The sequence below is a fragment of the Streptomyces sp. NPDC048254 genome (genome assembly GCF_043201895.1).
GTDB lineage: Bacteria > Actinomycetota > Actinomycetes > Streptomycetales > Streptomycetaceae > Streptomyces.
In genome coordinates this window covers 134,127-156,244 of the sequence record NZ_JBICZJ010000010.1, presented here as the reverse complement: position 1 = coordinate 156,244, position 22,118 = coordinate 134,127, and the positions used below count along the sequence as shown (strand labels likewise).

The 22,118-nt window shown below is 71.3% G+C and carries 17 protein-coding genes, 1 pseudogene and 1 riboswitch; of the genes and pseudogenes, 1 reads left to right on the top strand and 17 read right to left on the bottom strand.

Annotation, left to right across the window (positions count from 1 at the left end):
- Positions 1-6: 6 nt before the first annotated feature.
- The 8 genes and pseudogenes from ACGFZQ_RS27510 to ACGFZQ_RS27475 form a co-directional block, all read right to left on the bottom strand.
- Positions 7-531 carry a DUF501 domain-containing protein gene (locus ACGFZQ_RS27510; RefSeq protein WP_351738833.1) on the bottom strand — a complete coding sequence of 175 codons (525 nt, stop codon included), beginning with the start codon at positions 529-531 and terminating at the stop codon, positions 7-9.
- A 29-nt stretch (positions 532-560) separates the two neighbouring features.
- The gene (locus tag ACGFZQ_RS27505; protein WP_351738836.1) at positions 561-1,037 is read right to left on the bottom strand and encodes a septum formation initiator family protein; all 477 of its coding nucleotides are present in this window, start codon (positions 1,035-1,037) and stop codon (positions 561-563) included.
- Positions 1,038-1,154: 117 nt separating this feature from the next.
- Positions 1,155-2,441, bottom strand: coding sequence for a phosphopyruvate hydratase (gene eno / locus ACGFZQ_RS27500; RefSeq protein ID WP_351738839.1), 1,287 nt, complete (start codon positions 2,439-2,441; stop codon positions 1,155-1,157).
- Between the two features lie 387 nt (positions 2,442-2,828).
- Positions 2,829-3,512, bottom strand: a complete 684-nt coding sequence (locus ACGFZQ_RS27495) for a transglycosylase family protein (RefSeq protein WP_393842551.1) — start codon at positions 3,510-3,512, stop codon at positions 2,829-2,831.
- A 3-nt stretch (positions 3,513-3,515) separates the two neighbouring features.
- A riboswitch (cyclic di-AMP (ydaO/yuaA leader) is annotated at positions 3,516-3,687 on the bottom strand.
- Between the two features lie 193 nt (positions 3,688-3,880).
- On the bottom strand, positions 3,881-4,903 hold the full coding sequence (locus ACGFZQ_RS27490; RefSeq protein WP_393842550.1) for a transglycosylase family protein: 1,023 nt from the start codon (positions 4,901-4,903) through the stop codon (positions 3,881-3,883).
- Positions 4,904-5,123: 220 nt separating this feature from the next.
- On the bottom strand, positions 5,124-6,434 hold the full coding sequence (locus ACGFZQ_RS27485) for a cytochrome P450 (RefSeq protein ID WP_393842549.1): 1,311 nt from the start codon (positions 6,432-6,434) through the stop codon (positions 5,124-5,126).
- On the bottom strand, positions 6,431-6,628 hold the full coding sequence (locus ACGFZQ_RS27480; RefSeq protein WP_393842548.1) for a hypothetical protein: 198 nt from the start codon (positions 6,626-6,628) through the stop codon (positions 6,431-6,433). Before ACGFZQ_RS27480 ends, ACGFZQ_RS27485 begins: the two co-directional genes overlap by 4 nt.
- A 5-nt stretch (positions 6,629-6,633) precedes the next feature.
- A pseudogene (locus ACGFZQ_RS27475) lies at positions 6,634-6,930 on the bottom strand (helix-turn-helix domain-containing protein); the annotation flags it as partial.
- A gap of 27 nt (positions 6,931-6,957) precedes the next feature.
- Between ACGFZQ_RS27475 and tnpA the strand changes: the two are divergent.
- Positions 6,958-7,374: an IS200/IS605 family transposase gene (tnpA, locus tag ACGFZQ_RS27470; RefSeq protein WP_393842547.1), complete on the top strand. Its 417-nt coding sequence runs from the start codon at positions 6,958-6,960 to the stop codon at positions 7,372-7,374.
- Positions 7,375-7,442: 68 nt separating this feature from the next.
- Here tnpA and ACGFZQ_RS27465 read toward each other — a convergent pair whose 3' ends face one another.
- From ACGFZQ_RS27465 to mfd, 9 genes are all read right to left on the bottom strand, one after another.
- On the bottom strand, positions 7,443-8,981 hold the full coding sequence (locus tag ACGFZQ_RS27465; RefSeq protein WP_393842546.1) for a tetratricopeptide repeat protein: 1,539 nt from the start codon (positions 8,979-8,981) through the stop codon (positions 7,443-7,445).
- 79 nt (positions 8,982-9,060) lie between these two features.
- Positions 9,061-10,053: a nucleoside triphosphate pyrophosphohydrolase gene (locus ACGFZQ_RS27460; protein ID WP_393842545.1), complete on the bottom strand. Its 993-nt coding sequence runs from the start codon at positions 10,051-10,053 to the stop codon at positions 9,061-9,063.
- Between the two features lie 175 nt (positions 10,054-10,228).
- On the bottom strand, positions 10,229-10,876 hold the full coding sequence (locus ACGFZQ_RS27455; RefSeq protein WP_393842544.1) for a SurA N-terminal domain-containing protein: 648 nt from the start codon (positions 10,874-10,876) through the stop codon (positions 10,229-10,231).
- A 181-nt stretch (positions 10,877-11,057) separates the two neighbouring features.
- Positions 11,058-11,885 carry a glycoside hydrolase domain-containing protein gene (locus tag ACGFZQ_RS27450; RefSeq protein WP_393842543.1) on the bottom strand — a complete coding sequence of 276 codons (828 nt, stop codon included), beginning with the start codon at positions 11,883-11,885 and terminating at the stop codon, positions 11,058-11,060.
- A gap of 293 nt (positions 11,886-12,178) precedes the next feature.
- A complete protein-coding gene (locus ACGFZQ_RS27445) occupies positions 12,179-13,666 on the bottom strand; it encodes a protein kinase (protein WP_351739191.1) in 1,488 nt (495 codons plus the stop codon).
- A 38-nt stretch (positions 13,667-13,704) separates the two neighbouring features.
- The gene (locus ACGFZQ_RS27440) at positions 13,705-14,310 is read right to left on the bottom strand and encodes a hypothetical protein (protein ID WP_393842542.1); all 606 of its coding nucleotides are present in this window, start codon (positions 14,308-14,310) and stop codon (positions 13,705-13,707) included.
- 461 nt (positions 14,311-14,771) lie between these two features.
- On the bottom strand, positions 14,772-15,461 hold the full coding sequence (locus ACGFZQ_RS27435; protein WP_393842791.1) for an HNH endonuclease family protein: 690 nt from the start codon (positions 15,459-15,461) through the stop codon (positions 14,772-14,774).
- Between the two features lie 291 nt (positions 15,462-15,752).
- The gene (locus tag ACGFZQ_RS27430) at positions 15,753-18,131 is read right to left on the bottom strand and encodes a hypothetical protein (RefSeq protein ID WP_393842541.1); all 2,379 of its coding nucleotides are present in this window, start codon (positions 18,129-18,131) and stop codon (positions 15,753-15,755) included.
- Positions 18,132-18,263: 132 nt separating this feature from the next.
- On the bottom strand, positions 18,264-21,797 hold the full coding sequence (gene mfd, locus ACGFZQ_RS27425) for a transcription-repair coupling factor (protein WP_393842540.1): 3,534 nt from the start codon (positions 21,795-21,797) through the stop codon (positions 18,264-18,266).
- Between the last annotated feature and the right edge of the window lie 321 nt (positions 21,798-22,118).

The window sequence follows — 22,118 nt, the reverse complement described above, 5'->3', positions numbered from 1 at the left end:
CGAGGGTCAGTTCTCTGCGGAGGGCACCACACACGCCCCCTTGGCCCACCACTCGGGCAGCATGGCGATCGCCTCGTCGCCGAGCGGGTTCACGCCGGGCCCCGCCGCCAGCGAGTGCGCCACCAGCACGTGGAGGCACTTCACCCGGTCCGGCATCCCGCCGGCGCTCGGGAACCCCGTCAGCTCCTCGATCTCGTCCCGGCGCCGGATGTAGTCCTCGTGCGCGGCCCGGTACGCCGCCGCCAGCTCCGGGTCGCTCTCCAGCCGCGCCGTCATCTCCTTCATCACGCCGTTGGCCTCCAGGGTGCCGATGGCGGACGCGGCCTTGGGGCACGTCAGGTAGTACAGCGTCGGGAACGGCGTGCCGTCCGGCAGCCGCGGCGCGGTCTCCACGACGTCCGGCTGCCCGCACGGGCACCGGTGCGCGATCGCCCGCAGCCCGCGCGGCGGCCGCCCGAGCTGCTGCTTGAAGGCCTCGACGTCGGCGTCGGTCGGCTCGGTGCGCGGAGTGGAGGGCGGAGGCGTTTGCATGACTGTGTTCTGTGTGGCTTTCTGTCGGTTCACTGGTCGGACGCGTCGGACTTGTCGACGCCGTCCCAGACGTTCGCGTACCAGGGCCGGTCGGCCGCCCCGAGGTAGGCGTGCGCCTGCTTGGCGGCAGCGGGGTCGATCACGATGTACCCCGTCTCCCCCGGCATCACGTAGTGCAGCCGCTCCCGGATCTGCTGCTCGGCGTACGCGTCGTCCTGCCACCGGGCCTTGACGTCCCGCAGCTGCTCGACCCGCTGCCGGGCCTGCTCCTGCTGGCGTTCCTGGTCGGCGATCTCGGCGCGCTGGGAGACGTACTGCCGCATCGGATAGGCGAGCGCGACGATCATCGTGCACAGCACGATCGCGAGCAGCGCGGCGCGGCCGGTGAGCCGGGAGCGGCGGGCCTGCCGCTTGGTCTGGGAGCGGTAGACCCGGGCCGCCGTCTGCTCGCCGAGCAGCTTCAGCCTGGTCGCGGTGGAGAACCGGTCCCGGTCCTTCACGGCCATGTCCCCGCCTCCCGTTCACACGCGCGTACGTCCCCGCACACGGTACGGGACCGGTACGGGGACGTACGTACGACTGGCGCAGCCTTGACCCTTAACGGGTCAGCGGCCCCTGACGGGTCAGCCCTTGAAGCGCGGGAAGGCGCTGCGACCGGCGTACACCGCGGCGTCGTCGAGGATCTCCTCGATGCGCAGCAGCTGGTTGTACTTGGCGACGCGCTCGGAGCGGGCCGGGGCGCCGGTCTTGATCTGGCCGCAGTTGGTGGCGACGGCGAGGTCGGCGATGGTGACGTCCTCGGTCTCGCCGGAGCGGTGGGACATCATGCACTTGAAGCCGTTGCGCTGGGCCAGCTCGACGGCGTCCAGGGTCTCGGTGAGCGAGCCGATCTGGTTCACCTTGACGAGCAGGGCGTTGGCGGCGCCGTCCTCGATGCCGCGGGCCAGGCGCTCCGGGTTGGTGACGAAGAGGTCGTCGCCGACGATCTGGACCTTGTCGCCCAGCTTGTCGGTGAGGACCTTCCAGCCGGCCCAGTCGTCCTCGAACAGCGGGTCCTCGATGGAGACCAGCGGGTACGCGGAGACGAGCTCCTCGTAGTACTCGGTCATCTCGGCGGCCGAGCGGGACTTGCCCTCGAACTCGTACTTGCCGTCCTTGTAGAACTCGGACGCGGCGACGTCGAGCGCAAGGGCGATCTGCTCACCGGGGACGTAACCGGCCTGCTTGATCGCCTCCAGGATGAGGTCGAGCGCGGCGCGGTTGGACTCCAGGTTCGGGGCGAAGCCGCCCTCGTCGCCGAGGCCGGTGGACAGGCCCTTCGACTTCAGGACCTTCTTGAGGGTGTGGTAGACCTCGGCGCCCCAGCGCAGCGCCTCGGAGAAGGACTCCGCGCCGATCGGGGCGATCATGAACTCCTGGATGTCCACGTTGGAGTCCGCGTGCGAGCCGCCGTTGAGGATGTTCATCATCGGCACCGGCAGCAGGTGCGCGTTGGGGCCGCCCAGGTAGCGGAAGAGGGGGAGGTCGCTGGCCTCGGAGGCGGCGTGCGCGACGGCGAGGGAGACGCCGAGGATGGCGTTGGCGCCGAGCGAGCCCTTGTTGTCGGTGGCGTCCAGGTCGAACATCGCCTGGTCGATCAGGCGCTGCTCGGTGGCGTCGTAGCCGACCAGCTCCGGGCCGATCTGCTCGATCACGGCGAGGACGGCCTTCTCGACGCCCTTGCCGAGGTAGCGGTTGGGGTCGCCGTCACGGAGCTCGATGGCCTCGAAGGCACCGGTGGAGGCGCCGGACGGGACGGCGGCACGACCCGTGCTGCCGTCGTCGAGGCCGACCTCGACCTCGACCGTGGGGTTGCCTCGGGAGTCCAGGATTTCCCGGGCTACGACGACGTCGATGGACGGCACGAGCATCTCCTTCTTGGGATGTGACGCTGGTTGTGCGGGCGCACGCGGACCTTGTCGGCCCTTGCTCAGCCTTGCGACTAGAGCCTAACCGTCCCAGGGCCGTCGGCCGTCACGACCGACCGACCCGTGGACACACAGACGGTACTCATTGTTCACGCGCGGAACAAAGGGGGTCCCGATGAAGAACGGAAGAAGAGCGGGTCAAGAAGAAGACCGCGAGAGGCCGCAAAGAGAAACCCCGCCCCGGTGCGTACGGGGGGAGAACGCACCGGAGCGGGGGCCCGTGGGGGACGGGGGCGGCCCTCACGTGGTCCTCACTATGGGGACCACGGCTGTGTGGACGCTGTGGTTCAGCTGGGCGCCGCGTAGTACTCGCGGCGCCTCTCCTGAGACCTACTTCAGGTGCAGCTGCTGGCCCGGGTAGATGAAGTCGGCGTCGTCGACGATGTCCTTGTTCAGCTTGAACAGCGCCTGCCAGCCGCCCTTGACCTTGTGCTTCTCGGCGATCGAGCTGAGCGTGTCGCCCTTGACGACCTTGTACTCGCCGTCGCCCTTCTTGACCTTCTTGCCGGTCGGGGTGGTGACGGTCTTCTTGGCGGCCGGACGCTCGGCGGAGCGGGAGGCGGCCTGCGTGTCGGTCGTACGGCTGCTGGTGCCGCCGCTCGACGAGGAGCTGGAGGAGCCGGCGCTGCTGCCGGTGTAGGCGGCGCTGGACAGGCCCGTGCCGCAGACCGGCCAGGCGCCCTTGCCCTGCGCGGCGAGGACCTTCTCGGCGACCGCGATCTGCTGCGCCTTGCCGGCCTGGTTGGCCTGCGCGGCGTACTGGGTGCCGCCGTACGCGGCCCAGGTGGAGGCGGAGAACTGCAGACCGCCGTAGTAGCCGTTGCCGGTGTTGATGGCCCAGTTGCCGCCGGACTCGCACTGGGCGACGGCGTCCCACTCGGAGGCGGTGGCGGCGGAGGCGGTGCCGGAGGCCATCAGCGGTGCGGCGATGGCGACACCGGTGACACCGGCGAGTGCGGCGGCGCGGGTGGCCTTGGACGGACGACGGTGCTTGCCCTTGCCGGAAAACAGCATGACGGATCCCCTCACCGACGCCTGCGAGGTGAGCTGTCGGGTTCGGGCCGGTTGAGTTGCCCGGCCGCACACCTCACGGTGCGCGGCTTCACCCCGAGCCGGACACGGCAGCCTCAACTACCGGTCCCGGCACTTACCTTGGGTCCCCCGCTCCTGCCTACGGCGCTTGACGCGACGACTGTTCCCGGGGAGTCGCTGGCAGGACTCGGCGTTGCGACGGCCGGGGCTCGTGGTGACGAGCGGCCTTGACCGTAAACAGGCGATCAGGTGAATTTCAAAGATGATCAGGGCTTCTGAGACTCATCCCACACTTTCACCAAAACGGACATTTAACTGCCAAGTAGGGCGACCTGAGATGTCAACTCCCGCTACTTTTCGTCCGTTTCGCTGCTGAGTTTCAGGGTCTGACCGGGGGCGATGTCATTCGGGTCGGCACCGATGTCCGCCTTGTTGGCGGCATAGAGCGCACGCCATCCGCCGTCGAGGCCAAGGGAGTCGGCGATGGAGGCGAGAGTGTCACCGTCCCGGACGGTGTAGGTGCCGGCGTCCCGGGAGGCATGACGGCCGGAAGAAGTCACACTCTGACCGTTTGTCACACTTTCGTCCGCCGAGCCGCCACGGTGCTTGCCGCCACTGCCGACGGCCCCCGTGTCGACCAGATCCCAAGAACTGCCCGTCTGCCAGGAATTGTCCGAGTCGTCGGCTTCGGGCACGACAGGGTTCTCGTTCACCTTCGAGGCATCGGAGCCCTTGGATCCCGACTTGTCCGCCTTCGTGGAGTCGGCAGGGGTGCCCTTGCCGGAGCCGTCGCTCGCACCCGGGGACGGAGTGGCGGAGTCGGAGTCCGTGGCGCCCGAGGCATCCGACGAGGAGTCGGACGAGCCCGAATCCGATGAACCAGATGAATCCGATGAACCAGATGAAGAGGACGAATCCGACAGCCCGGAGGACGAGTCGGAGGAGCCGGACGCGTCGTCCGATCCGCCGAGGCCCGGGTCGACGTTCACCGAGGCGTCGTCCGAGGAGAGCCCGGCGATCAGCGCACAGGTCCGCCAGGGCTTGGTGCCCTGGTCGGCGAGGATCTTCTCGGCGACCGCGATCTGCTGCGAACGGCTCGCCTGGTCCGGCGTGCCGGCGTACTGCTGGCCGCCGTACTCGTCCCAGTCGTCCTGGGACATCTGCAGGCCGCCGTAGTAGCCGGTGCCGGTGTCCATGCTCCAGGAGCCGCCGCTCTCACACTCGGCCACCCTGTCCCAGGTGTTGCCGTCGGCCGCGTTGGCGCTCGCCGCGCCGAGGAGCGGGATGGCGATGGCCGAGCCGGTCACGCCGGCCGCGACGAGGAGAGCCGGAGCCTGACGGGGGCGACGGTGACGACCGTTCCCGGAGAGCATGCGGAAACCTTTCGAGCGACAGCGGTGACCGGCGCGACGGGTCCCGCTGGGGCGCCGCACTGATGGGTGAACGTATAGGCAGACGATCACTTGTCACAAGTTAATGCCGCGCAGATCACGTGAAGATCACAGACTTGAACGCTGGTCATCTTTGCCGGTGAAGGGCCGTGCGGGGCGCCGGGCGGGTGTCGGTGGGGGGCCAGGCGGGTGTCGGTGTTGCTCATCGGCCGGCGGGGGTGAACTGCACGGGGAGCGTGCGCAGTCCGCGCATGATGAGGCCGCCGCGCCAGCGCAACTCGCTCTCCGGCACCGCGAGTCGCAGGTCCGGGAGGCGGGTGAGGAGGGTGGCGAGCGCGGTCTGCCCCTCCAGGCGGGCGAGCGGGGCGCCGAGGCAGTAGTGGATGCCGTGGCCGTAGCCCAGGTGCTGGTTGTCCCGCCGTGCCAGGTCGAGCGTGTCCGGCTCGGCGAACCGCTCCGGGTCCCGGTCCGCGGCGGCGAGTACGACGAGGACCGGGTCGCCGACCGCGATGCGCTGCCCGCCGATACCGAGCGGCTCGGTGGCGAACCGCCAGGTGGCGAGCTCCACCGGCCCGTCGTAGCGCAGGAGTTCCTCCACCCCGGTCTCCAGCAGCCCGTGCTCGCCCGCGGCCAGGGAGTCCTGGAGGCGGCGGCGCTGTTCCGGGTGGGTGAGCAGGGCGTACGTCCCGTTCCCGATGAGGTTGACGGTCGTCTCGAAGCCGGCGAACAGCAGGATGAAGGCCATGGCGGCGGCCTCGTTCTCGGTGAGGTGCTCGCCGTGGTCGGAGGCACGGATGAGCCCGGAGATGAGGTCCTCGCCGGGGGCCGGCTCGGCGGACAGCGCCTCCCGCTTCCGGTGGATCAGCTCGGCCAGATATCCGCGCATCTTCTTCACGGACCGCGCGACCCCGCCCCGCGGCCCTCCGCCGTGCGCTGCTTTTGTGTGTCGCAGCATCATGCCGGCCCAGTCCCGGAAGTCGTCCTGGTCCTCGCGCGGGACGCCCAGCAGGTCGCAGATGGCGTAGATGGGCAGCGGGAAGGCGAACTCGTGGATGAGGTCGGCCTCGCCCCGGTCCGCGAACCCGTCGATGAGCCGGTCGGTCAGCTCCTGCACCCGGGGCGCGAACTCGGCCACCCGGCGCGGCGTGAACGCCTTGCTGACCAGCCGCCGCAGCCGGGTGTGGTCCGGCGGATCGATGTTCAGCAGATGCGTCATCAGCTCGGCCCCGCGCTCCCCGGGGATCCCGGTCTTCCCCTTGGCGTGCGCGGGCTCGTCGTGATGCGCCGGGTTCTTGGACAGCCGGGGGTCGGCGAGCGCCTGCCGGGCGTCGGCGTAGCGGGTGACCAGCCAGGCCTCGACCCCGCTGGGAAGCCGGGTGCGACGCACGGGTGCGTGCTCCCGGAGCCAGGCGTAGGCGGGATAGGGGTCGGCGGCGAACTCCCAGGTGAAGAGGTCGGGGGCGGGGGCGCCGTCGGGGTGGGTGGTGCCGTCGGGGGCGGGCTGGTGGGTCACTCCTTGACGGTATCGGGTGCGTGCTCGGTCAGGAGCTTCTGGGCAAAGCAGTCGCCCCGCTCAGCGGCCTTCCGGTACCACCACATGGCCTGGCTCTCGTCCCCCCGCTCCTTCAGCAGGTCGGCCAGCCGAAACGCGGCGTCTCCGCTTCCCAGGGTGGCCGCCTCCCGGAAGAGTTCCTCGGCCTCCTCCACACGCCCCTTCTTCCGGAGATGGCTTCAAAGTTCTTGTAGGCGGTGTCCAGGTCCCGGAGGGACTGCTGCAGGACAACGGCGGACACTTCGGCGAGCCAAGCGCGTTCCTCGATGCGCTTGGCCTGGGTGATGCGAAGCCGGGACAGATCGGCCGACTTCACATAGGGCAGCCCGGCCGCGTGTGCTTCCTTGCGGTCGCGCAGGCAGTCGTTCCACACCACGCGGGCGCACCCGAACGCCTGGGCCAGCGCGCGGCGCTGCGGGGCGTCCGGGTAGGCCCGGTAGTTGTAGCGGAGCTGCACAACCAAGATCCTACTACGATTGGTCTCATGGGTATGCAGAACGACTACAGGCGAGGCAGGCATGTTGTTTCGGAGATGCATGTGCACTTGGTCTTCGTGACGAAGTACCGACGCGGAGTCTTCAATGACGAGATGCTGACACGCTGCGAAGAGATCATGCGCAAGGTGTGCGAGGACTTCGAGGCGGAGCTGAAGGAGTTCAACGGCGAACGCGATCACGTTCACCTGTTGGTGCACTACCCGCCCAAGGTCGCCATCTCGAAGCTGGTCAACAGCCTCAAGGGCGTCTCCGCCCGCCGGATACGCCAGGAATTCACCGGCCGCGTCAACCGCGCCATCATGCACGGGCATCTGTGGTCGCCCTCGTACTTCTCGGCCTCATGCGGCGGAGCACCGTTGGCAATCGTCCGCCAGTACATCGAGCAGCAAAAACGTCCGCTCTAGCCTGCGGGTCAGAGCAGTCTTGAGATGCGTTTCATCCCCGGCGTGAACGCCGGGGCTTTCACACAAGATCACCGGTAACCGCTCGCGGCAGCTCGGCGAAGGAGTTCCTCCCGCTCCGGTTCGTTCCCGTCGGTGCGGCCCAGCATGATCGCCAGACCGTTCATGACACGGGCGTCTCCGTGATCAACACCGAGGCGGAACCAGTATTCGGCGGTTTTGGGGTCACCCCAGTTGAGGAACAGGCCTCCGAGGCTGGCGGCGGCCTGGTCGAAGCCGGTGTCGTACGCCTGCTGGTACCAGAAATGGGCCTCACGGATGCGCCCCGGCCCCACCAACACGTCCCCCAACTCGTGTGCCGCCGCCCCGTCCCCCGCCTCCGCCGCCCGCCGCAGCCACCTCTCCGCGCGGTCCCGGTGCAGCCGCCCCGCCTCCCGGGCCGCCGAGACGCTGCCGCCCTCCGCCGCCGCCTCCAGGTATCGAAGCGCCTTGTCGAAGAGCAGATGCCCGATCGCGAAGTACGAGGCGGCGCCCTCGCGGCCGCTCCACAGGAACGCCGGGTAGGCGCGGGGATCACGCCGGTGCCCCGCCAGCCGCTGCAGCTCTCCCTCGCTCCACTCCCGTGGCACCTCGACGGTGCGCGCCATGGCCACGACCCGGTCGCCGGGTTCGGTCCCGGCGCGGCGCCGGTAGTACTCGTCGGCCGGCATCGTCCCGATGACGACCACGCCGAGCGTCGTGAGCCGGCCCAGCAGCCGTGGGCCGAGCCGCCCGTCGCCGAGGTGGTCGGTGAGGTCGTCGAGCCAGACGACGGACCGGCCGTGGCCGCCTTCCGGCTCGGTGAGGAGTGCGCGCAGGTCCTCGCCGGGCTCCGGGAGGTAGAGCACGGGGTCCGGTAAGGACTGGACGCCGTGCCATGCCGAGTACGACTTGCCGACGTACGGTTCGCCCAGGATCAGTACGAGCCCGGGATGACCCAGTTCGGCGCGCAGCCGCTTGTCGCAGTCGCGCGGGATGTACGGCGGCACCTCCGGCAGCCCCGGCACGCGTCGCGTCGGACGGACCCCGAACTCCAGCGGTGCGACCTCGTCCGCGGGACGCCAGGCGATCGGCGCGGGCATGCTCCCGTAGTGGTGGTGCTGTACGCCCACTACCTGGTCCTGGAAGGTGGCGCTGCGGAAGTCGACGTGGTCACCCGCGCTCTGCGGGAGGTCGGGGGCGGGTGAAGCCGCCGGATCCGTCGGCCCCTCGGTGTCGGCCGCCCCCGTTCCCTCGGGCACGTCCGGGTCCGGGTCCGGCCGCCGGCGGTCCTCCTCCAGCGCGGCTCGCAGTCGGGCGGCCCGCGGCGGGTCCGTCTCCAGCCGGTTCCGCAAGCGGTGGAACCAGTTGGTCTCGATCTCGCGCGTCGCCGCGCTGCCGCGGTTTCTGAGCCGGTGCCAGTCCACGACGAGACGTCCCTCGATCCTGCTGCCGCCCGGAGCGTCGAGAAGGCAGAGCAGAAAAGGGAAGTCCGCCATCGCCGGGGGCCGCGGGCCCTCCTTGAGAGCCGTCAGGCCCTGGACGACCGTCCGCGCGCCCACCCTCGCCAGTTCGTCGACCCCGGTATCCACCGCGTCCCCCTTTGAGCCCGAGCGTCGCTGGATCCACGGTACTCAAACGCGGCCGCTCCCCGTGCGGACGGGGACGATCTCAGTGGCCCTCCGTCTCCCTGATCGCGTCCCGGTAGGCGCGGCCCGCCGCCCGCAGTGCCGCCTCCGGGTCGACGCCTTCCGCCTCGGCCCGTACCGCCAGCGCGAGCAGGTCGTATCCGATGCCCTCCACCTTGGGCAGCGGAACCTCCAGCCCGGCCGTCCGCACCCGCGAGGAGAGCTTCGCCGCCAGCGCGAGGCCCGGCTGGCCGAGGGGTATCCCGTCGGTCACCGAGTCCCGGCGCTTCTCCGCCGCCTTGGTGCGCAGCCAGTGCTCCTTGACCTCCTCCGGTGTCGAGGCGGTCTCGTCGCCGAAGACGTGCGGGTGGCGGCGGATGAGCTTCGCGACGATGCCGCCCGCCACGTCGTCGATCGAGAAGGGGGCCTCCGGGTCCTCCTCGGCGATGCGGGCGTGGAAGACCACCTGGAGCAGGACGTCCCCCAGCTCTTCCCGCAGATCGTCGCGGTCGCCGTCCTCGATGGCCTCGACCAGCTCGTACGCCTCCTCGATGGCGTACTTCGCCAGTCCTTCGTGGGTCTTCCGGGAGGACCAGGGGCACTCGGCGCGGATCCGGTCCATGACCTGGACGAGGTCGAGGAGGCGGGCGCCGGGCAGGTCGTAGGAGGCGGGGAGCAGCTCCAGGTCGGGCATGGCGACACGGCCGGAGCCGGCGAGGCGGGCCAGGCCGTCCGTGAGGGCCGGCTCGCCCTCGCCCGTCGCCACGACCACCACCGTCCGCCCGCCGGCGCAGGCGTCGACCAGCTCCTGGGCGGTGGGGGCGGCCTCGTCCACGGCTGTCCCGGCCTCCCGCAGATACGGCAGCTGCGGATGCGCGCCGTCCGCGCACAGCACACGGTCCGCAGAGCGCAGCGCCTGCCAGGCGGGCCAGGACAGCAGGCCGGGGGCGACACGGTGGCTGGTGGTGAGGAGGATGATCCGGCCGGTGTCGGGGACGGTAGGAGCGGGAGGCTCCGGGCTGGTGGTGTTCACCATCCGAACGTAACGCACCCGCGCCGCCGGCCTCGGGCGTTGTCCACAGGGCGGGGATGATCAAGTGATCGTATGACCGCTCGCGTCAACCCCGCCTGCCACACTCCGCCCGTCGATCCGGCCCGCCCTACGCCATCGCCCACCCTGCCCCGCCGTCTGCCCTACGCCGTCGCTTGTCCTACGCCGTCGCCTGGGTCCCCGACGACGTGACCTCCCGTACCCACGGCGTCTTCGCGTCCACCCGGCTGCTCTTCTGGACGTCCCAGGCGCCGTAGCGCGGGTTGAGGTCGACGTGGAGTTCCTGGGACGCCTTGGACAGGGCCTTCCAGAAGGCGGGCTGGGTGGTGTCGGCGCCGAGCTGCTGGGCGAGTTTCTGGGCCTCCAGCTGGAGGCGGAGGTTGTCGTCCAGGCGCTTGGGGGCGATGCCGTACTTCTGGAGCCAGGCGTTCTGGAGCGCCTTGGAGCCGCCGGCCTGCTGTTCGAGGCCGGTGCGCATCTGCTGGATCTCCTTGCGGGTGACGCTGATGCCCGCGTCCTGGGCGGCCCGGTGCAGCACCTGGTCGAGGACCATGTTGTGCAGGGTGTCCCGGGTGAGGCTGCTGGTGGCGGCGAGGACCTGCTGGTACTGCTGCTCGTCCGGCACCGCGGAACGCTGCGCCTGGCGCACCTCGTTCACCCGGGTCTCCAGCTGGGCGACGGTGATCCGCTGGCCGCCCACGACGGCCGCCGCGCCCGGGTGCGCGTCGCTTCCGCAGGCGGTCAGGAAGGGGGCCGCGGTGGCGATCGCGGCGGACAGAACGAGCGCGGTGCGACGGCGGCGGTGCAAGGATGCCTCCCGAGGAGATTGTGCGACGGTGCACAAAGTCTTGCGGTGATCGATGGTAGGCAGTGGGCAAGCTCTGGCCAACCCATTCGACCAACGATTCACACGCGCATCCGGCACCGCCGCGCCACCCCCCGGAAGGGTTTGCGGGTCGGTCCGCGGGTTTTCGCGGGGCGCCCCGCGCTCAGCCGGTGATCGCCACCGGGGCGTCCCACGCGTCACGGTCCACGGTGATCGTGTAACCGCCGCGCGTCTCCTTGCTGTTCACCATGTACTGGTGCGCCCGGCTGTGCACGGTGAACTGGGTCGCGCCGAACGGCCAGTCCGCCGTGGTGGTGTTGTGCTTGTCCCACAGCGCGTACCAGAGGTTGCCCGGCAGGTCTGTCTTGTCGGTGGCGTTCGCGATCGCCTTGGCGCTGGAGCTGGTGAAGCCGTAGAAGCCCGCGCGGTACGTCTTCGCGTGCAGCTGCTTGTCGAAGGCGCGCACGTAGGTGAGCACGGCGTTGTTGCACGCCGTGTTCGTCGTGTCGTACGCCTCCATGTCCAGGTAGATCGGGCTGCCCGCCTTCATGCCGAGGGCGGCGGCCTTGGCGACCGCGTCGGTGGCGTCGCTCGTGCCGAGGGAGGCGGCGTTGGCGGTGGTCATCTTCTCCGGGTTGGAGCCGCTCTGGCAGGACGGCTGGGCGCCGACGTAGAGCGGGATGAGCTTCCAGCCCATCGTGGAGACGGACTTGACCCAGGAGGCGGTGAGGTTGGGCTGGGCACAGCCGCGGTTCTTGCCGCCGACGTAGACGGCGGCGGCGCCGTAGAGGCCGCCGTGCCAGGCCTTCATCGCGGCCGACGAGGGCGCGGTGCAGGTGTCGAAGGCGCGGCCGGTGTACGTCTTCTGCGCGGGCCAGGTGGTGGCCGCCATGGAGGCCTGCGCGGCGATCCCGGCCCCGGCGGCGACCGCGGCCCCCGCGACGCCCCAGGCGATGTATCTGCGCTTCTTCGACTGCCGATGGCTGGACATGCCGGAACCCCACCCCTGTGTGTGCACTGTCAAGAAGAGCCATTGTGCAAGAAGAATCGAGGGAGCCCGACCACAACCTGTGGTTCGCGGGGGCCAGGTCCTGTCGTTTGGATCAGGCCGGCTATGAGGTCGGCACCTTTCGACCGACCCGAGCGGGGTGTGGTGCGTGCACCTGCAAGGCGGAGGAGGGAGTCGACGCGGAGCGTCGGCGAGTGACGACAACGCCGCTGGGGGTCCCCCTCTGGGGAGTGCGTGCCACACCCCGCGACGCCGGGATGCCCAAACGACAGGGCCTAGCGCCGCACCTGCCCCAGCCACTGCAGCGTCCGTCGGACCTCGCCGGCCATGGGATGGCCGGGCCCGTGCAGCCGTTCCACGTCGAACAGCAGCCGGGTGAGCGTGTCCTGCGCGGCCGGCCGGTCGCCGACCGCGAGCAGCAGATGCCCCATCCGGCGGCGCACGTCGTGCGCGAGCTGCGGATCGCCGGCCACGTACTGGTTCTCGTAGTACGGCAGCAGCGCGCGGTACTCGGCGAGCGCCGCGGCCGGTTCGCCGAGTTGTTCCAGGCACTGGGCGGTCTCGTAGCGGAAGCGCAGGGACTGCGGGTCGGCCTGGCCGGCCTCGGCGGCGCGTTCGTCGGCGAGCCGGCGCAGTTCGGGCAGCGCGCGCCGGTACTGGCCGTCGTCCATCAGGGTGGCCGCGTACTGCTTGCGCAGGGTACGTACGACCGTGGAGCGCTCGCCGTGCTGGTCGGCGGCGACCGGCAGGATCGCGCCCAGGATGTCGACGGCCTGGGTGATGCGTCCCTCCCCGAGCAGCCGCTTGACCTCGTCGACGGCCGCGGCGACCTCGGGTCTTCCGGGTACGGCGGCCACGGGGGCGGCGGGCTGGGGCGCGGGCATCCGCGCGCGGTCCGGCCAGGGGGCGTGCGGGCGCAGGAAGGGGCGCGTGGGGTCCAGGGGCGCCCCGGTGTGCATGCCGCGCGCGGGCAGGAGCGGGACGAGGTTCTCGTACACCTCCTGCGCCGAGCCGGGCCGGTGCTGCGGGTCCTTGGCGAGCAGCCGCAGCACGAGCGCCTCCAGCGGCTCGGGCACCTCGGGGCGGAGCCGGCGCACCGGCACCGGCTGCTCGTACAGATGCCGGTGCAGCACGCCGAGCGAGGTGGAGCCGGCGAACGGCACCTCACCGCTGAGCAGTTCGTGCAGCAGCACCCCGAGCGCGTAGAGGTCCGTGTACGGGCCGACCGCGCCGCCCATCGCCTGCTCGGGTGCCATGTAGGCGGGCGAGCCGATGGGGGTGCCGGTGTGGGTGAGGCGGGTGGTGTCGGTGTCCATCACGGAGGCGACACCGAGGTCCAGGACGGTGATGGTGCCGTCCTGCTTGACCATCAGGTTGCGCGGCTTGAGGTCGCGGTGGACGATCGGCACGGCGTGCACGGCGCTCAGTACGGCGCACAGTTGCGCGGCCACCGCGACCGCCCACGGCCACGGGTACGGATCGTGCTCAGCGAGGTGCCCGGCGAGGTCGGTGCCGTCCACGTACTGCATGACGAGGAACAGCTCCTCGCCCTCGGTGCCCGCGTCGTGCACGGTGACCAGGCCGGGGTGGTCGACCTGCGCGGTCACCCGGCACTCCCGCAGGAACCGGCGGCGCAGTTCGTCGGCGTCCGCGCCCGCCACCTTGTCGGGGCGCAGCAGCTTCACCGCCACGCGCCGGTCGAGCCGCTGGTCGTATGCCGTCCAGACCTGGCCCATGCCGCCCTGCCCGATGAGCGTGGACAACTGGTAGCGGTCGGCGACGACCCGTCCTGTCGCCACGGTCACCTTCCGCCCTCGTCGCGGCCGTCGTGCTTGCGCAGGTAGTCACTGAGCTCGTCGAGCTCGGCACGCACCTGCTCGATCCGCGCGGGCGCCGGACGCTGGGGCGGCGCGGGTATCGGGGGCTGGGCGAGCGGCGGCTGCGGAACCGGGGGCACGGTGTGCGGGGGCGGGGTGCCCAGGGGCGTCGTCGCCGTGGTGTACGGGGAGGCGGGGGGCGGGTAGCCGTACGTCTGCGCCGGCGTCAGCGCCGCGTACGCCTCGCGCTGCCGCTGGAAGTGGCGTACGTCGGCGGCGAGGTAGTAGACGACCGTGACCAGGAGCGTGCCGAACAGCAGCGTGATTCCCAGATAGCCGCCGGCCGTGTGCACGTCGTCGCCGGGTTCGGTGGCCAGCAGCACGATGCTGAGGACGTCGGCCGCGGCCACCGCCACCAGCAGGCCGTAGTCCGCCGATCTTCGGGTCACCACGGCCAGCCGCAGCATCATCACCCAGGCCAGGAAGCCGACGCTGAACACCCCCATCGCGACGAACACCACGCGCAACAGGACCAGTACCGCATCGTGCGGCGGCCGCTGCACCGGCCGCGCATGGCCCTGGCCTTGCATGATCGCTCCTGTATTGCCTGAAATAGGGCGTACGTGCTCGTCCGATGCGTCCGCTTGCGGACAGCACCGGTCGCGCGGTGGTCGCTTCGAGCATATGGCCCGACACCGACGCGCGGTCCGGGTTGTATCGAACCGTTGTGTGCCGAGCGCGGGGCGCGGACGCCCACGCCCCGGCGCGGGCCGTCGAAAGGGGTTGCGCGGGCGGGTGGTGCGCGCGGGCGCGGGCGCGCGCGTCAGGTGGAGCGGGCGGGCGCCGGGAGGCACGCGCCGAGTGGTGTGACGTGCGGTGTCGGAGCGGCGGGTGCGTCCACCCGGCGTGCACGGCGTGCACGGCGCACCCGCGTACACCCCGGTTCACAGCGAGCCGGGGTGTGCGCGCCGGGTACCTCGACGGCGCCCGCGGTGCCGAACGGTCTCGCCGCGGCGCCGAGGCGCAAGCCGTCGTGTCAGTGGGCCTTGAATCAGTGGGCCTTGAACCGGGACGGCGCCTTGGTCGGGTTGCCGCCCGCGGGGAGCTTCTGGCCGGGGCAGGTGACGAGGACCTTCTTCATCGCGGCCTTCTCGGCGGCGGTGACCCACAGGCCGTACTTCTTCTTCACGGCCACCTGCGCGGCGACGTAGGTGCAGCGGTAGGCCTTGTCGGACGGCAGCCAGGTGGCCGTGTCGCCGTCGCCCTTGCCGCGGTTGGCGCTCGCGTCGACGGCCAGCAGGTTGAGCGGGTCGTTGGCCAGGGCTATGCGCTTGCTGGCGTCCCAGTACTTGGCGCCCTTCTGCCAGGCGTCCGAGAGGGCGACGAGGTGGTCGATGTCGACCAGGCTGCGGCCACGCTTGTAGGTGACCTCCTTGCCGGAGTAGGGGTCCGGGTCCAGCACGCCGGAGGAGACCTTGCAGTCGCCGTCGGAGAACTTCACCTCCTTGAGGTCGCGCTTGAGTATGTCGTCCCGGGTGTCGCAGGAATTGGAGTCGGTGTCCGCCCAGGCGGAGCCGAACTTCTCCCGGGTGTAACCGGTCTTCGGCGCCCGGCCCTTGACGGTCAGCGCCTCGGCGGCGGTCAGCGCCGCTCCCCCACCGCCCGTGCCCTGGGCTCCCGGGGCCCCCTTGTCCTGCAGGTCCTTGCAGCCGGCCACGGCGAAGATCACGACGACAGCCATGACCGCCCCGCCCCTCAGACGCGTCACGTGCGCCCCCTCTTCTTTTTTCCCGCCGCCACGTGGGCGGATCTCTCCTGGCTCACGGTAGCCGTCGCACGGTTCACGCCGAATGGAACCAAAAAGGGTGAATAGTAGCCAACTCCCCCTTATCGGAACCGCTTTGACGTACCGGGAGAAGCCCGAGCGGTACGCCTTCGCGCCCGCTCACACCACGCCACGGCCGTACGCCGTACCGCACGCCTTGCCGGTCCGCGGCGCGCCAAACCGCCTGAGGCAGGCGCCGTGCCGCGGTCAGCGCAGGATCGGTGGGCCGAAGGTCGCCGTGGCGGTCGCGTCGACGGCGAGGTCCGGTGTGCAGGGGTTGTAGACGCCGGTGCAGGGGCTCGACCACCCCTTGAAGGAGAAGCCGGCGTCGCTGATGGTCGCGGTCAGGGTCAACTCCTCGGTCGTGACGTCGAACTCGCAGTTCCACGTGTCGGCCGGGCCGTCGCAGGCCGCGCCGGCGGGAACCCCGCCGATGGTGACGTGCCGGTCGGACGCGCCCACGAGGGCGACCGTGAGGTGGACGTAGCCGGTGCCGGTCAGGGCTGCCGTGACGGTGTTCTTCCCCGAGGTGACCGTCAGGGCGCCGCTCGCGGGCCCCGTCCTGGGCGGTGCGAACTCGACGGTCACCGTGCACGTGGCCCCGGCGGCGAGCCGGTCTGGGCAGGTGCTGCCGATCGCCGCGAACCCCGAGTCCTGCGGCGCGGCGACGGAACCGAGTTCGATGGCCTGGGTGTTGGGATTGGTGACGGTGAAGTCGAACTCCGCCGGGTTCTCGGCCGGTTCGACGTGCACCAGGCCGAAGTCCTGTGCGGACGGGCTGACCAGGGGCGCGGCGAGCGTCAGGGGCTTACCGCCGTTGCCCGAGGTCGTCCGGCCCGTCGTAGTACTCCCGTTCCTGCCGTTCGTGGTCTGCCCCACGGTCGTCCCGAGACTCGTACCGCTGACCGTCCCGTCGCTGGTCCCGTCGCTCGTCCCGCTGCTCGTCCCGTTGCTCGTCTCACCGGCCGCCGTGCCACCGCCCACCGCCCCGCCGCCCGTCCCGCCGTCCACCGCGGACCCGGAGGACGCCCCCGAGGGGCCGTCCCCGCCGCCCGCGCCCCCCAGCGCCCGCCCGATCACCGTGCCGAGCACCAGGACCGCCACCACCGCGGCGACCGCGGTCAGCACCCGCCGCCAGGGCTCCTGCCTCCTCGGCGGAGCGGGCGGCGACGGTGGCGGCGGGACGGCTTCCAGGAGGGCGAGGTTGGCGGCGGTGACCGCGGCGCCCGCGGTGTCGCCCAGCTGGGTGCGCAGGTCGAGTGCGCGCCGGAGCAGGCGCCGGGCGTGCTCGGTGCGGTCGTGCAGGAAGTGCTGGACGCCCTGCTGATGGGTGAAGTACGCCTCGGCGGCCCGGTCGCCGACCGCCTGGGCCGCCGTGATGCCCTGCGCGAGGGTCTGCTGCCAGGCCTGCCAGTGCCCCTGCACGAAGAGCACGCGTTCGAGGACGGTGACGAGCTCGACGACCGCCTGCCACTCGCGCCGTTCGGCGGCGATGCCGAGCAGGCCGAGCGCCGCCTCGGCGGCCCCGCGCGCCTCCTCGCCCGCCGGGTCGCGGGAGGCGAGCCAGGCGGCCAGCGAGCGCACGGCGGAGGCGAGTCCGATGGAGCGGTAGAGGATCCGCCGGTAGGGCTCGGACTTGCAGACCGGTAACCCGAAGCGGTCCTCGCGCTGTTCGGCCAGGCCGCGCGCGGCCAGCGTCTCCAGGGTCTCGGCGACGTACGCGAAGTCGGCCAGCTGGGCGAGCAGGCCGGCGGGCAGCAGGACGCCGCCGAACAGGGTGAGCACCGCCAGCGCCCGTTTGGCCTGGGGGCCCACGGCCGAGATGCTCAGCTCGTCCAGGACCGCCGGGTCGGACTCCGCGCGGGCGGCGAGGTCGGCGAAGGTGCGCCCGTCGAAGCGGACGAGGGCGGCCGCCTGCCGCAGCGCCAGCGGCTGTCCGCCGACGGCGGCCACCAGCCGTCGTACGGCGTCCTGTTCCGTGTCGGGTATGAAGCGGCCCAGTTCACGCGAGAGCAGGGCGAGGGCCGGGACCTCGGTCAGTCCGGGCAGCGCGTGCGAGGTCCCGAGCGGGCCGAGCGCCGGGGTGTCGGTACCGGTCAGCAGCGCGCAGCCGGGCAGCACCCGCCGCAGGTACGCGAGGTGTTGCGGGCCGTAGGGCACGTCGTCGAGCACGACGGTTCCCTGGACGTTGCCGAGCGCCTGGGCGCACTCCTGGGTGCCGAGCCGGGTGCCGTCCGGGCCTGGGTAGACATAGAACTGGCGCATCAGGTCCTGGAGCAGGTCCTCCAGTTCGGTGCGGCCCACGCGCGTGTAGGTGCCGCCGAGGGCCGCCGCGTTTCTCAGGAGGGTGGTCTTGCCCGTCCCGCAGGGCCCGGTGAACTCGACCGCCCCGCGCTCGCGCATCGCCCTGTGCACCAGGTCGAGCTGGTGCGCACGGCCCACGAGATACGGCGGCGGGCCCGCCCCCGGTCCGTGCGGGAGCCGGACGAGCCCCGGGCCGGGCGGGCGCAGTGGCAGGCGCGTGACGCGGGCGCCGTGCCGGTCGGTGAGTGTGACGCCGAGATTGCCTAAGACGACGCTGTTCATCCCTCCCCCTGGGAATGAACGGGGCACCTGGCAGGCGCCGATGCGTCAACGATGGGGAGTGGGCGCGGCCAGTGTCAAGGAATCCGACAAAAGCCGCGCCTCGGCGGTCCCACGACTCCGGGACCGACGGTCCTACGACCCCAGCACCGATGCCAGGAACTCGCCGACCCAGCCCAGCAACTCCCGCCCCACCAGCGGCTTTCCGCCCACCTTCGCGGTCTTCGGGCGGGGCACCAGCACCTGGTGGGCGGCCGGCTTGATGACGGTCCCCGGGTACAGACGCTTGACCCGCAGCTCCTGCGATTCGCGCAACTCGACCGGAGCGAAACGGATGTTGGTGCCCTGGAGCACGATCTCGCCGACCCCGCACGCGCGGGCGAGCATCCGCAGCGCGGCGACGAGGAGCAGGTTCTCCACCGGCTCGGGCAGCTTGCCGTAGCGGTCGGTGAGTTCCTCGCGGACCGCCTTGATGTCCTCCTCGGAGTTGGCGGAGGCGATGGACCGGTATGCCTGGAGGCGCAGCCGCTCGCCGGGCGCGTAGTCGTGCGGGACGTGCGCGTCGACGGGCAGTTCGATCTTGACCTCCAGCGGCGGCTCTTCCTCGATCGCCCCGGTCTCCAGCTGCCGCCGGTAGTCCGCGACCGCCTCGCCGACCATCCGGACGTACAGGTCGAAGCCGACGCCCGCGATGTGCCCGGACTGCTCGCCGCCGAGCAGGTTGCCGGCGCCGCGGATCTCCAGGTCCTTCATCGCCACGTACATGCCGGCGCCCATCTCGGTGTGCTGGGCGATGGTGGCGAGCCGTTCGTGCGCGGTCTCGGTGAGCGGCTTCTCCGGCGGGTACAGGAAGTACGCGTACCCGCGCTCCCGCCCGCGGCCGACGCGACCGCGCAGCTGGTGCAGCTGGGACAGGCCGAAGGTGTCGCCGCGTTCGACGATCAGGGTGTTGGCGTTGGAGATGTCGATGCCGGACTCGACGATCGTCGTGGAGACGAGGACGTCGAACTTCTTCTCCCAGAAGTCGACGACGACCTGTTCCAGCGCCGACTCCGACATCTGGCCGTGGGCGGTGGCGATCCGCGCCTCGGGGACGATCTCGCGGAGGCGGGAGGCGGCGCGGTCGATGGACTCGACCCGGTTGTGGATGTAGAAGACCTGGCCCTCGCGCAGCAGTTCGCGGCGGATGGCGGCGCCGATCTGCTTCTCCTCGTACGGGCCGACGAAGGTGAGCACCGGGTGCCGTTCCTCCGGCGGGGTGGTGATCGTGGACATCTCGCGGATGCCGGTGACCGCCATCTCCAGGGTGCGCGGGATCGGGGTGGCGGACATGGTCAGCACGTCGACGTTGGCGCGGAGCTTCTTCAGCTGCTCCTTGTGCTCGACGCCGAAGCGCTGCTCCTCATCGACGATGACGAGGCCGAGGTCCTTGAACTTGGTCTCCGAGGAGAAGAGGCGATGGGTGCCGATGACGACGTCGACGGCGCCCTCGCGCAGGCCCTCCAGGGTTCCCTTCGCCTCGGTGTCGGTCTGGAAGCGGGAGAGCGCCTTCACGCTCACCGGGAACTGCGAGTACCGCTCGGAGAACGTCCCGAAGTGCTGCTGCACCAGCAGGGTGGTGGGCACGAGGACGGCGACCTGCTTGCCGTCCTGTACGGCCTTGAAGGCGGCCCGGACCGCGATCTCGGTCTTGCCGTAGCCGACGTCGCCGCAGATCAGGCGGTCCATGGGGACCGACTTCTCCATGTCGTCCTTGACCTCGGCGATGGTGGTCAGCTGGTCGGGGGTCTCCGCGTACGGGAAGGCGTCCTCCAGCTCGCGCTGCCAGGGCGAGTCGCCGGCGAAGGCGTGGCCGGGGGCGGCCATGCGCGCGCTGTAGAGCTTGATCAGGTCGGCGGCGATCTCCTTGACGGCCTTCTTGGCGCGCGCCTTGGTCTTCGTCCAGTCCGCGCCGCCCAGGCGGTGCAGGGTGGGCGCCTCGCCGCCGACGTACTTGGTGATCTGCTCCAGCTGGTCGGTGGGGATGTACAGCCGGTCGCCGGGCTGGCCGCGCTTGGCGGGGGCGTACTCGACGACCAGGTACTCACGGGTGGCGCCCTGGACGGTGCGCTGCACCATCTCGATGTAGCGGCCGACGCCGTGCTGCTCGTGGACGATGTAGTCGCCCGCCTCCAGGGTGAGCGGGTCGATGGTCTTGCGGCGGCGGGCCGGCATCCGGGCGCCGTCCTTGCCGGCCGCCTTCTGCCCGGACAGGTCGGTCTCGGTGAGCACGGCGATTCTGAGCGCCGGGTCGACGAAACCGTAGTCGATCGAACCGCAGGACACATGCACGACCGAGGGGCTCAGCTCGCCCAGGTCGACGTCGAGGCGGGCCGCGATGCCCTCGCCGCCGAGCACCTCGACGGTGCGGGAGGCGGGGCCGTGGCCCTCGGTCACGTACACCGTGCGCCAGCCGTCGGCGAGCCAGCCCTTGGTGTCGGCGAGGGCCTTGGCGGTGTCGCCGCGGTAGGTCTCCGGGGCGTGCATGCCGAGCTTGAGGGTGTCGGCCGCCAGCTCCTCGTCCGCCGCGAACGGCGACACCGACCACCACATCATGTCCCGCTCGCGCGCCCGGTCGCGGACGTCCGCGATGGACCACAGGGAGGCCGCGCCGACGTTGATGGGCGCCTCGCCGCCGCCCGCGGTGGCCGCCCAGGAGGCCTGCAGGAACTCCTGGCTCGTCGCCACCAGGTCGGCGGCGCGCGTGCGGACCCGCTCCGGGTCGCAGACGACGGCCATCGCGCCCTTGGGCAGCACGTCGAGCAGCAGCTCCATGTCGTCGACCAGGACCGGGGCGAGGGACTCCATGCCCTCGACCGCGATCCCCTCGGCGATCTTGTTCAGCAGCTCGCCCAGCTCCGGGTGCTGTTCGGCGAGGGCACGCGCGCGTGCCCGGACGTCGTCGGTGAGCAGCAGCTCGCGGCAGGGCGGCGCCCACAGGCCGTGCTCGGCGACCTCCAGGGAGCGCTGGTCGGCGACCTTGAAGTAGCGGATCTCCTCGACGTCGTCGCCCCAGAACTCGACGCGCAGGGGGTGTTCCTCGGTGGGCGGGAACACGTCCAGGATGCCGCCGCGCACGGCGAACTCGCCGCGCTTCTCTACGAGCTCCACGCGCGCGTAGGCGGCGGCCGCGAGGGCTTCCACGATGTCGTTCAGATCGGCGCTCCGCCCGCTGCGCAGCGCCACCGGCTCCAGGTCGCCGAGACCCTTGACCTGCGGCTGGAGCACGGATCGTACGGGCGAGACGACGACGGAGACCGGGCCGGTCTCGGGGTCGTCGGGGCTCGGGTGGGCGAGGCGGCGCAGCACGGCGAGGCGGCGGCCGACGGTGTCGCTGCGGGGGCTGAGCCGCTCGTGCGGGAGCGTCTCCCAGGAGGGGTACTCCACGACGCCCTCGGACGGCAGCAGCGTGCGCAGGGCGGCGGCCAGGTCCTCGGCCTCGCGACCGGTGGCGGTGACCGCGAGCACGGGGCGGCCGGCCTCGCGGGCCAGCGCGGCGACCGCGAGGGGGCGGGCCGCAGGGGGGCCGACCAGGTCGACGTGCATGCGGTTGCCGTCTGCGGCCGCCTTGATCGCTTCCGCGAGTGCGGCGTCCTTGACGACGGCGTCGAGCAGACCGTGCAGGCTCATTCAGGCGGCTTTCGTCCGGGGGTGGGCAACGCGAAGTGCCCGGCGCGGGCTGCGGCCGGGGGGTTTCCAGCGTACGTCGACGCGTCGGCGTGTGCCGGGGCTGTGGATAACCTCCGTCGCCCGGCGGGGCGCCCCGCGTCGCGGCGGCCGTACCAGGGGGCTCCGCTCCCTGGACCCCCGAAGCCTATGCCCGCGGCCGCCACCCGGCTCGCCCGGCCGAGAGGCCGGGCTCGAAAGAAAGAGACGTGCCCGGCGCCGGAAGTCCCTCAGGACTTCCGGCGCCGGGCCTTCCCCCGCAACCCCCGTGTGCGGTGGTCTCTC

What these genes read in the sequence shown, in the direction of transcription:
- mfd (WP_393842540.1), bottom strand. Translation starts at nt 21,797, where the DNA reads ATGAGCCTGCACGGTCTGCTCGACGCCGTCGTCAAGGACGCCGCACTC.
- ACGFZQ_RS27510 (WP_351738833.1), bottom strand. Translation starts at nt 531, where the DNA reads ATGCAAACGCCTCCGCCCTCCACTCCGCGCACCGAGCCGACCGACGCC.
- ACGFZQ_RS27440 (WP_393842542.1), bottom strand. Translation starts at nt 14,310, where the DNA reads ATGCAAGGCCAGGGCCATGCGCGGCCGGTGCAGCGGCCGCCGCACGAT.
- ACGFZQ_RS27435 (WP_393842791.1), bottom strand. Translation starts at nt 15,461, where the DNA reads ATGGCTGTCGTCGTGATCTTCGCCGTGGCCGGCTGCAAGGACCTGCAG.
- tnpA (WP_393842547.1), top strand. Translation starts at nt 6,958, where the DNA reads ATGGGTATGCAGAACGACTACAGGCGAGGCAGGCATGTTGTTTCGGAG.
- ACGFZQ_RS27450 (WP_393842543.1), bottom strand. Translation starts at nt 11,885, where the DNA reads ATGTCCAGCCATCGGCAGTCGAAGAAGCGCAGATACATCGCCTGGGGC.
- ACGFZQ_RS27495 (WP_393842551.1), bottom strand. Translation starts at nt 3,512, where the DNA reads ATGCTGTTTTCCGGCAAGGGCAAGCACCGTCGTCCGTCCAAGGCCACC.
- ACGFZQ_RS27460 (WP_393842545.1), bottom strand. Translation starts at nt 10,053, where the DNA reads ATGGTGAACACCACCAGCCCGGAGCCTCCCGCTCCTACCGTCCCCGAC.
- ACGFZQ_RS27505 (WP_351738836.1), bottom strand. Translation starts at nt 1,037, where the DNA reads ATGGCCGTGAAGGACCGGGACCGGTTCTCCACCGCGACCAGGCTGAAG.
- ACGFZQ_RS27490 (WP_393842550.1), bottom strand. Translation starts at nt 4,903, where the DNA reads ATGCTCTCCGGGAACGGTCGTCACCGTCGCCCCCGTCAGGCTCCGGCT.
- eno (WP_351738839.1), bottom strand. Translation starts at nt 2,441, where the DNA reads ATGCTCGTGCCGTCCATCGACGTCGTCGTAGCCCGGGAAATCCTGGAC.
- ACGFZQ_RS27430 (WP_393842541.1), bottom strand. Translation starts at nt 18,131, where the DNA reads ATGAACAGCGTCGTCTTAGGCAATCTCGGCGTCACACTCACCGACCGG.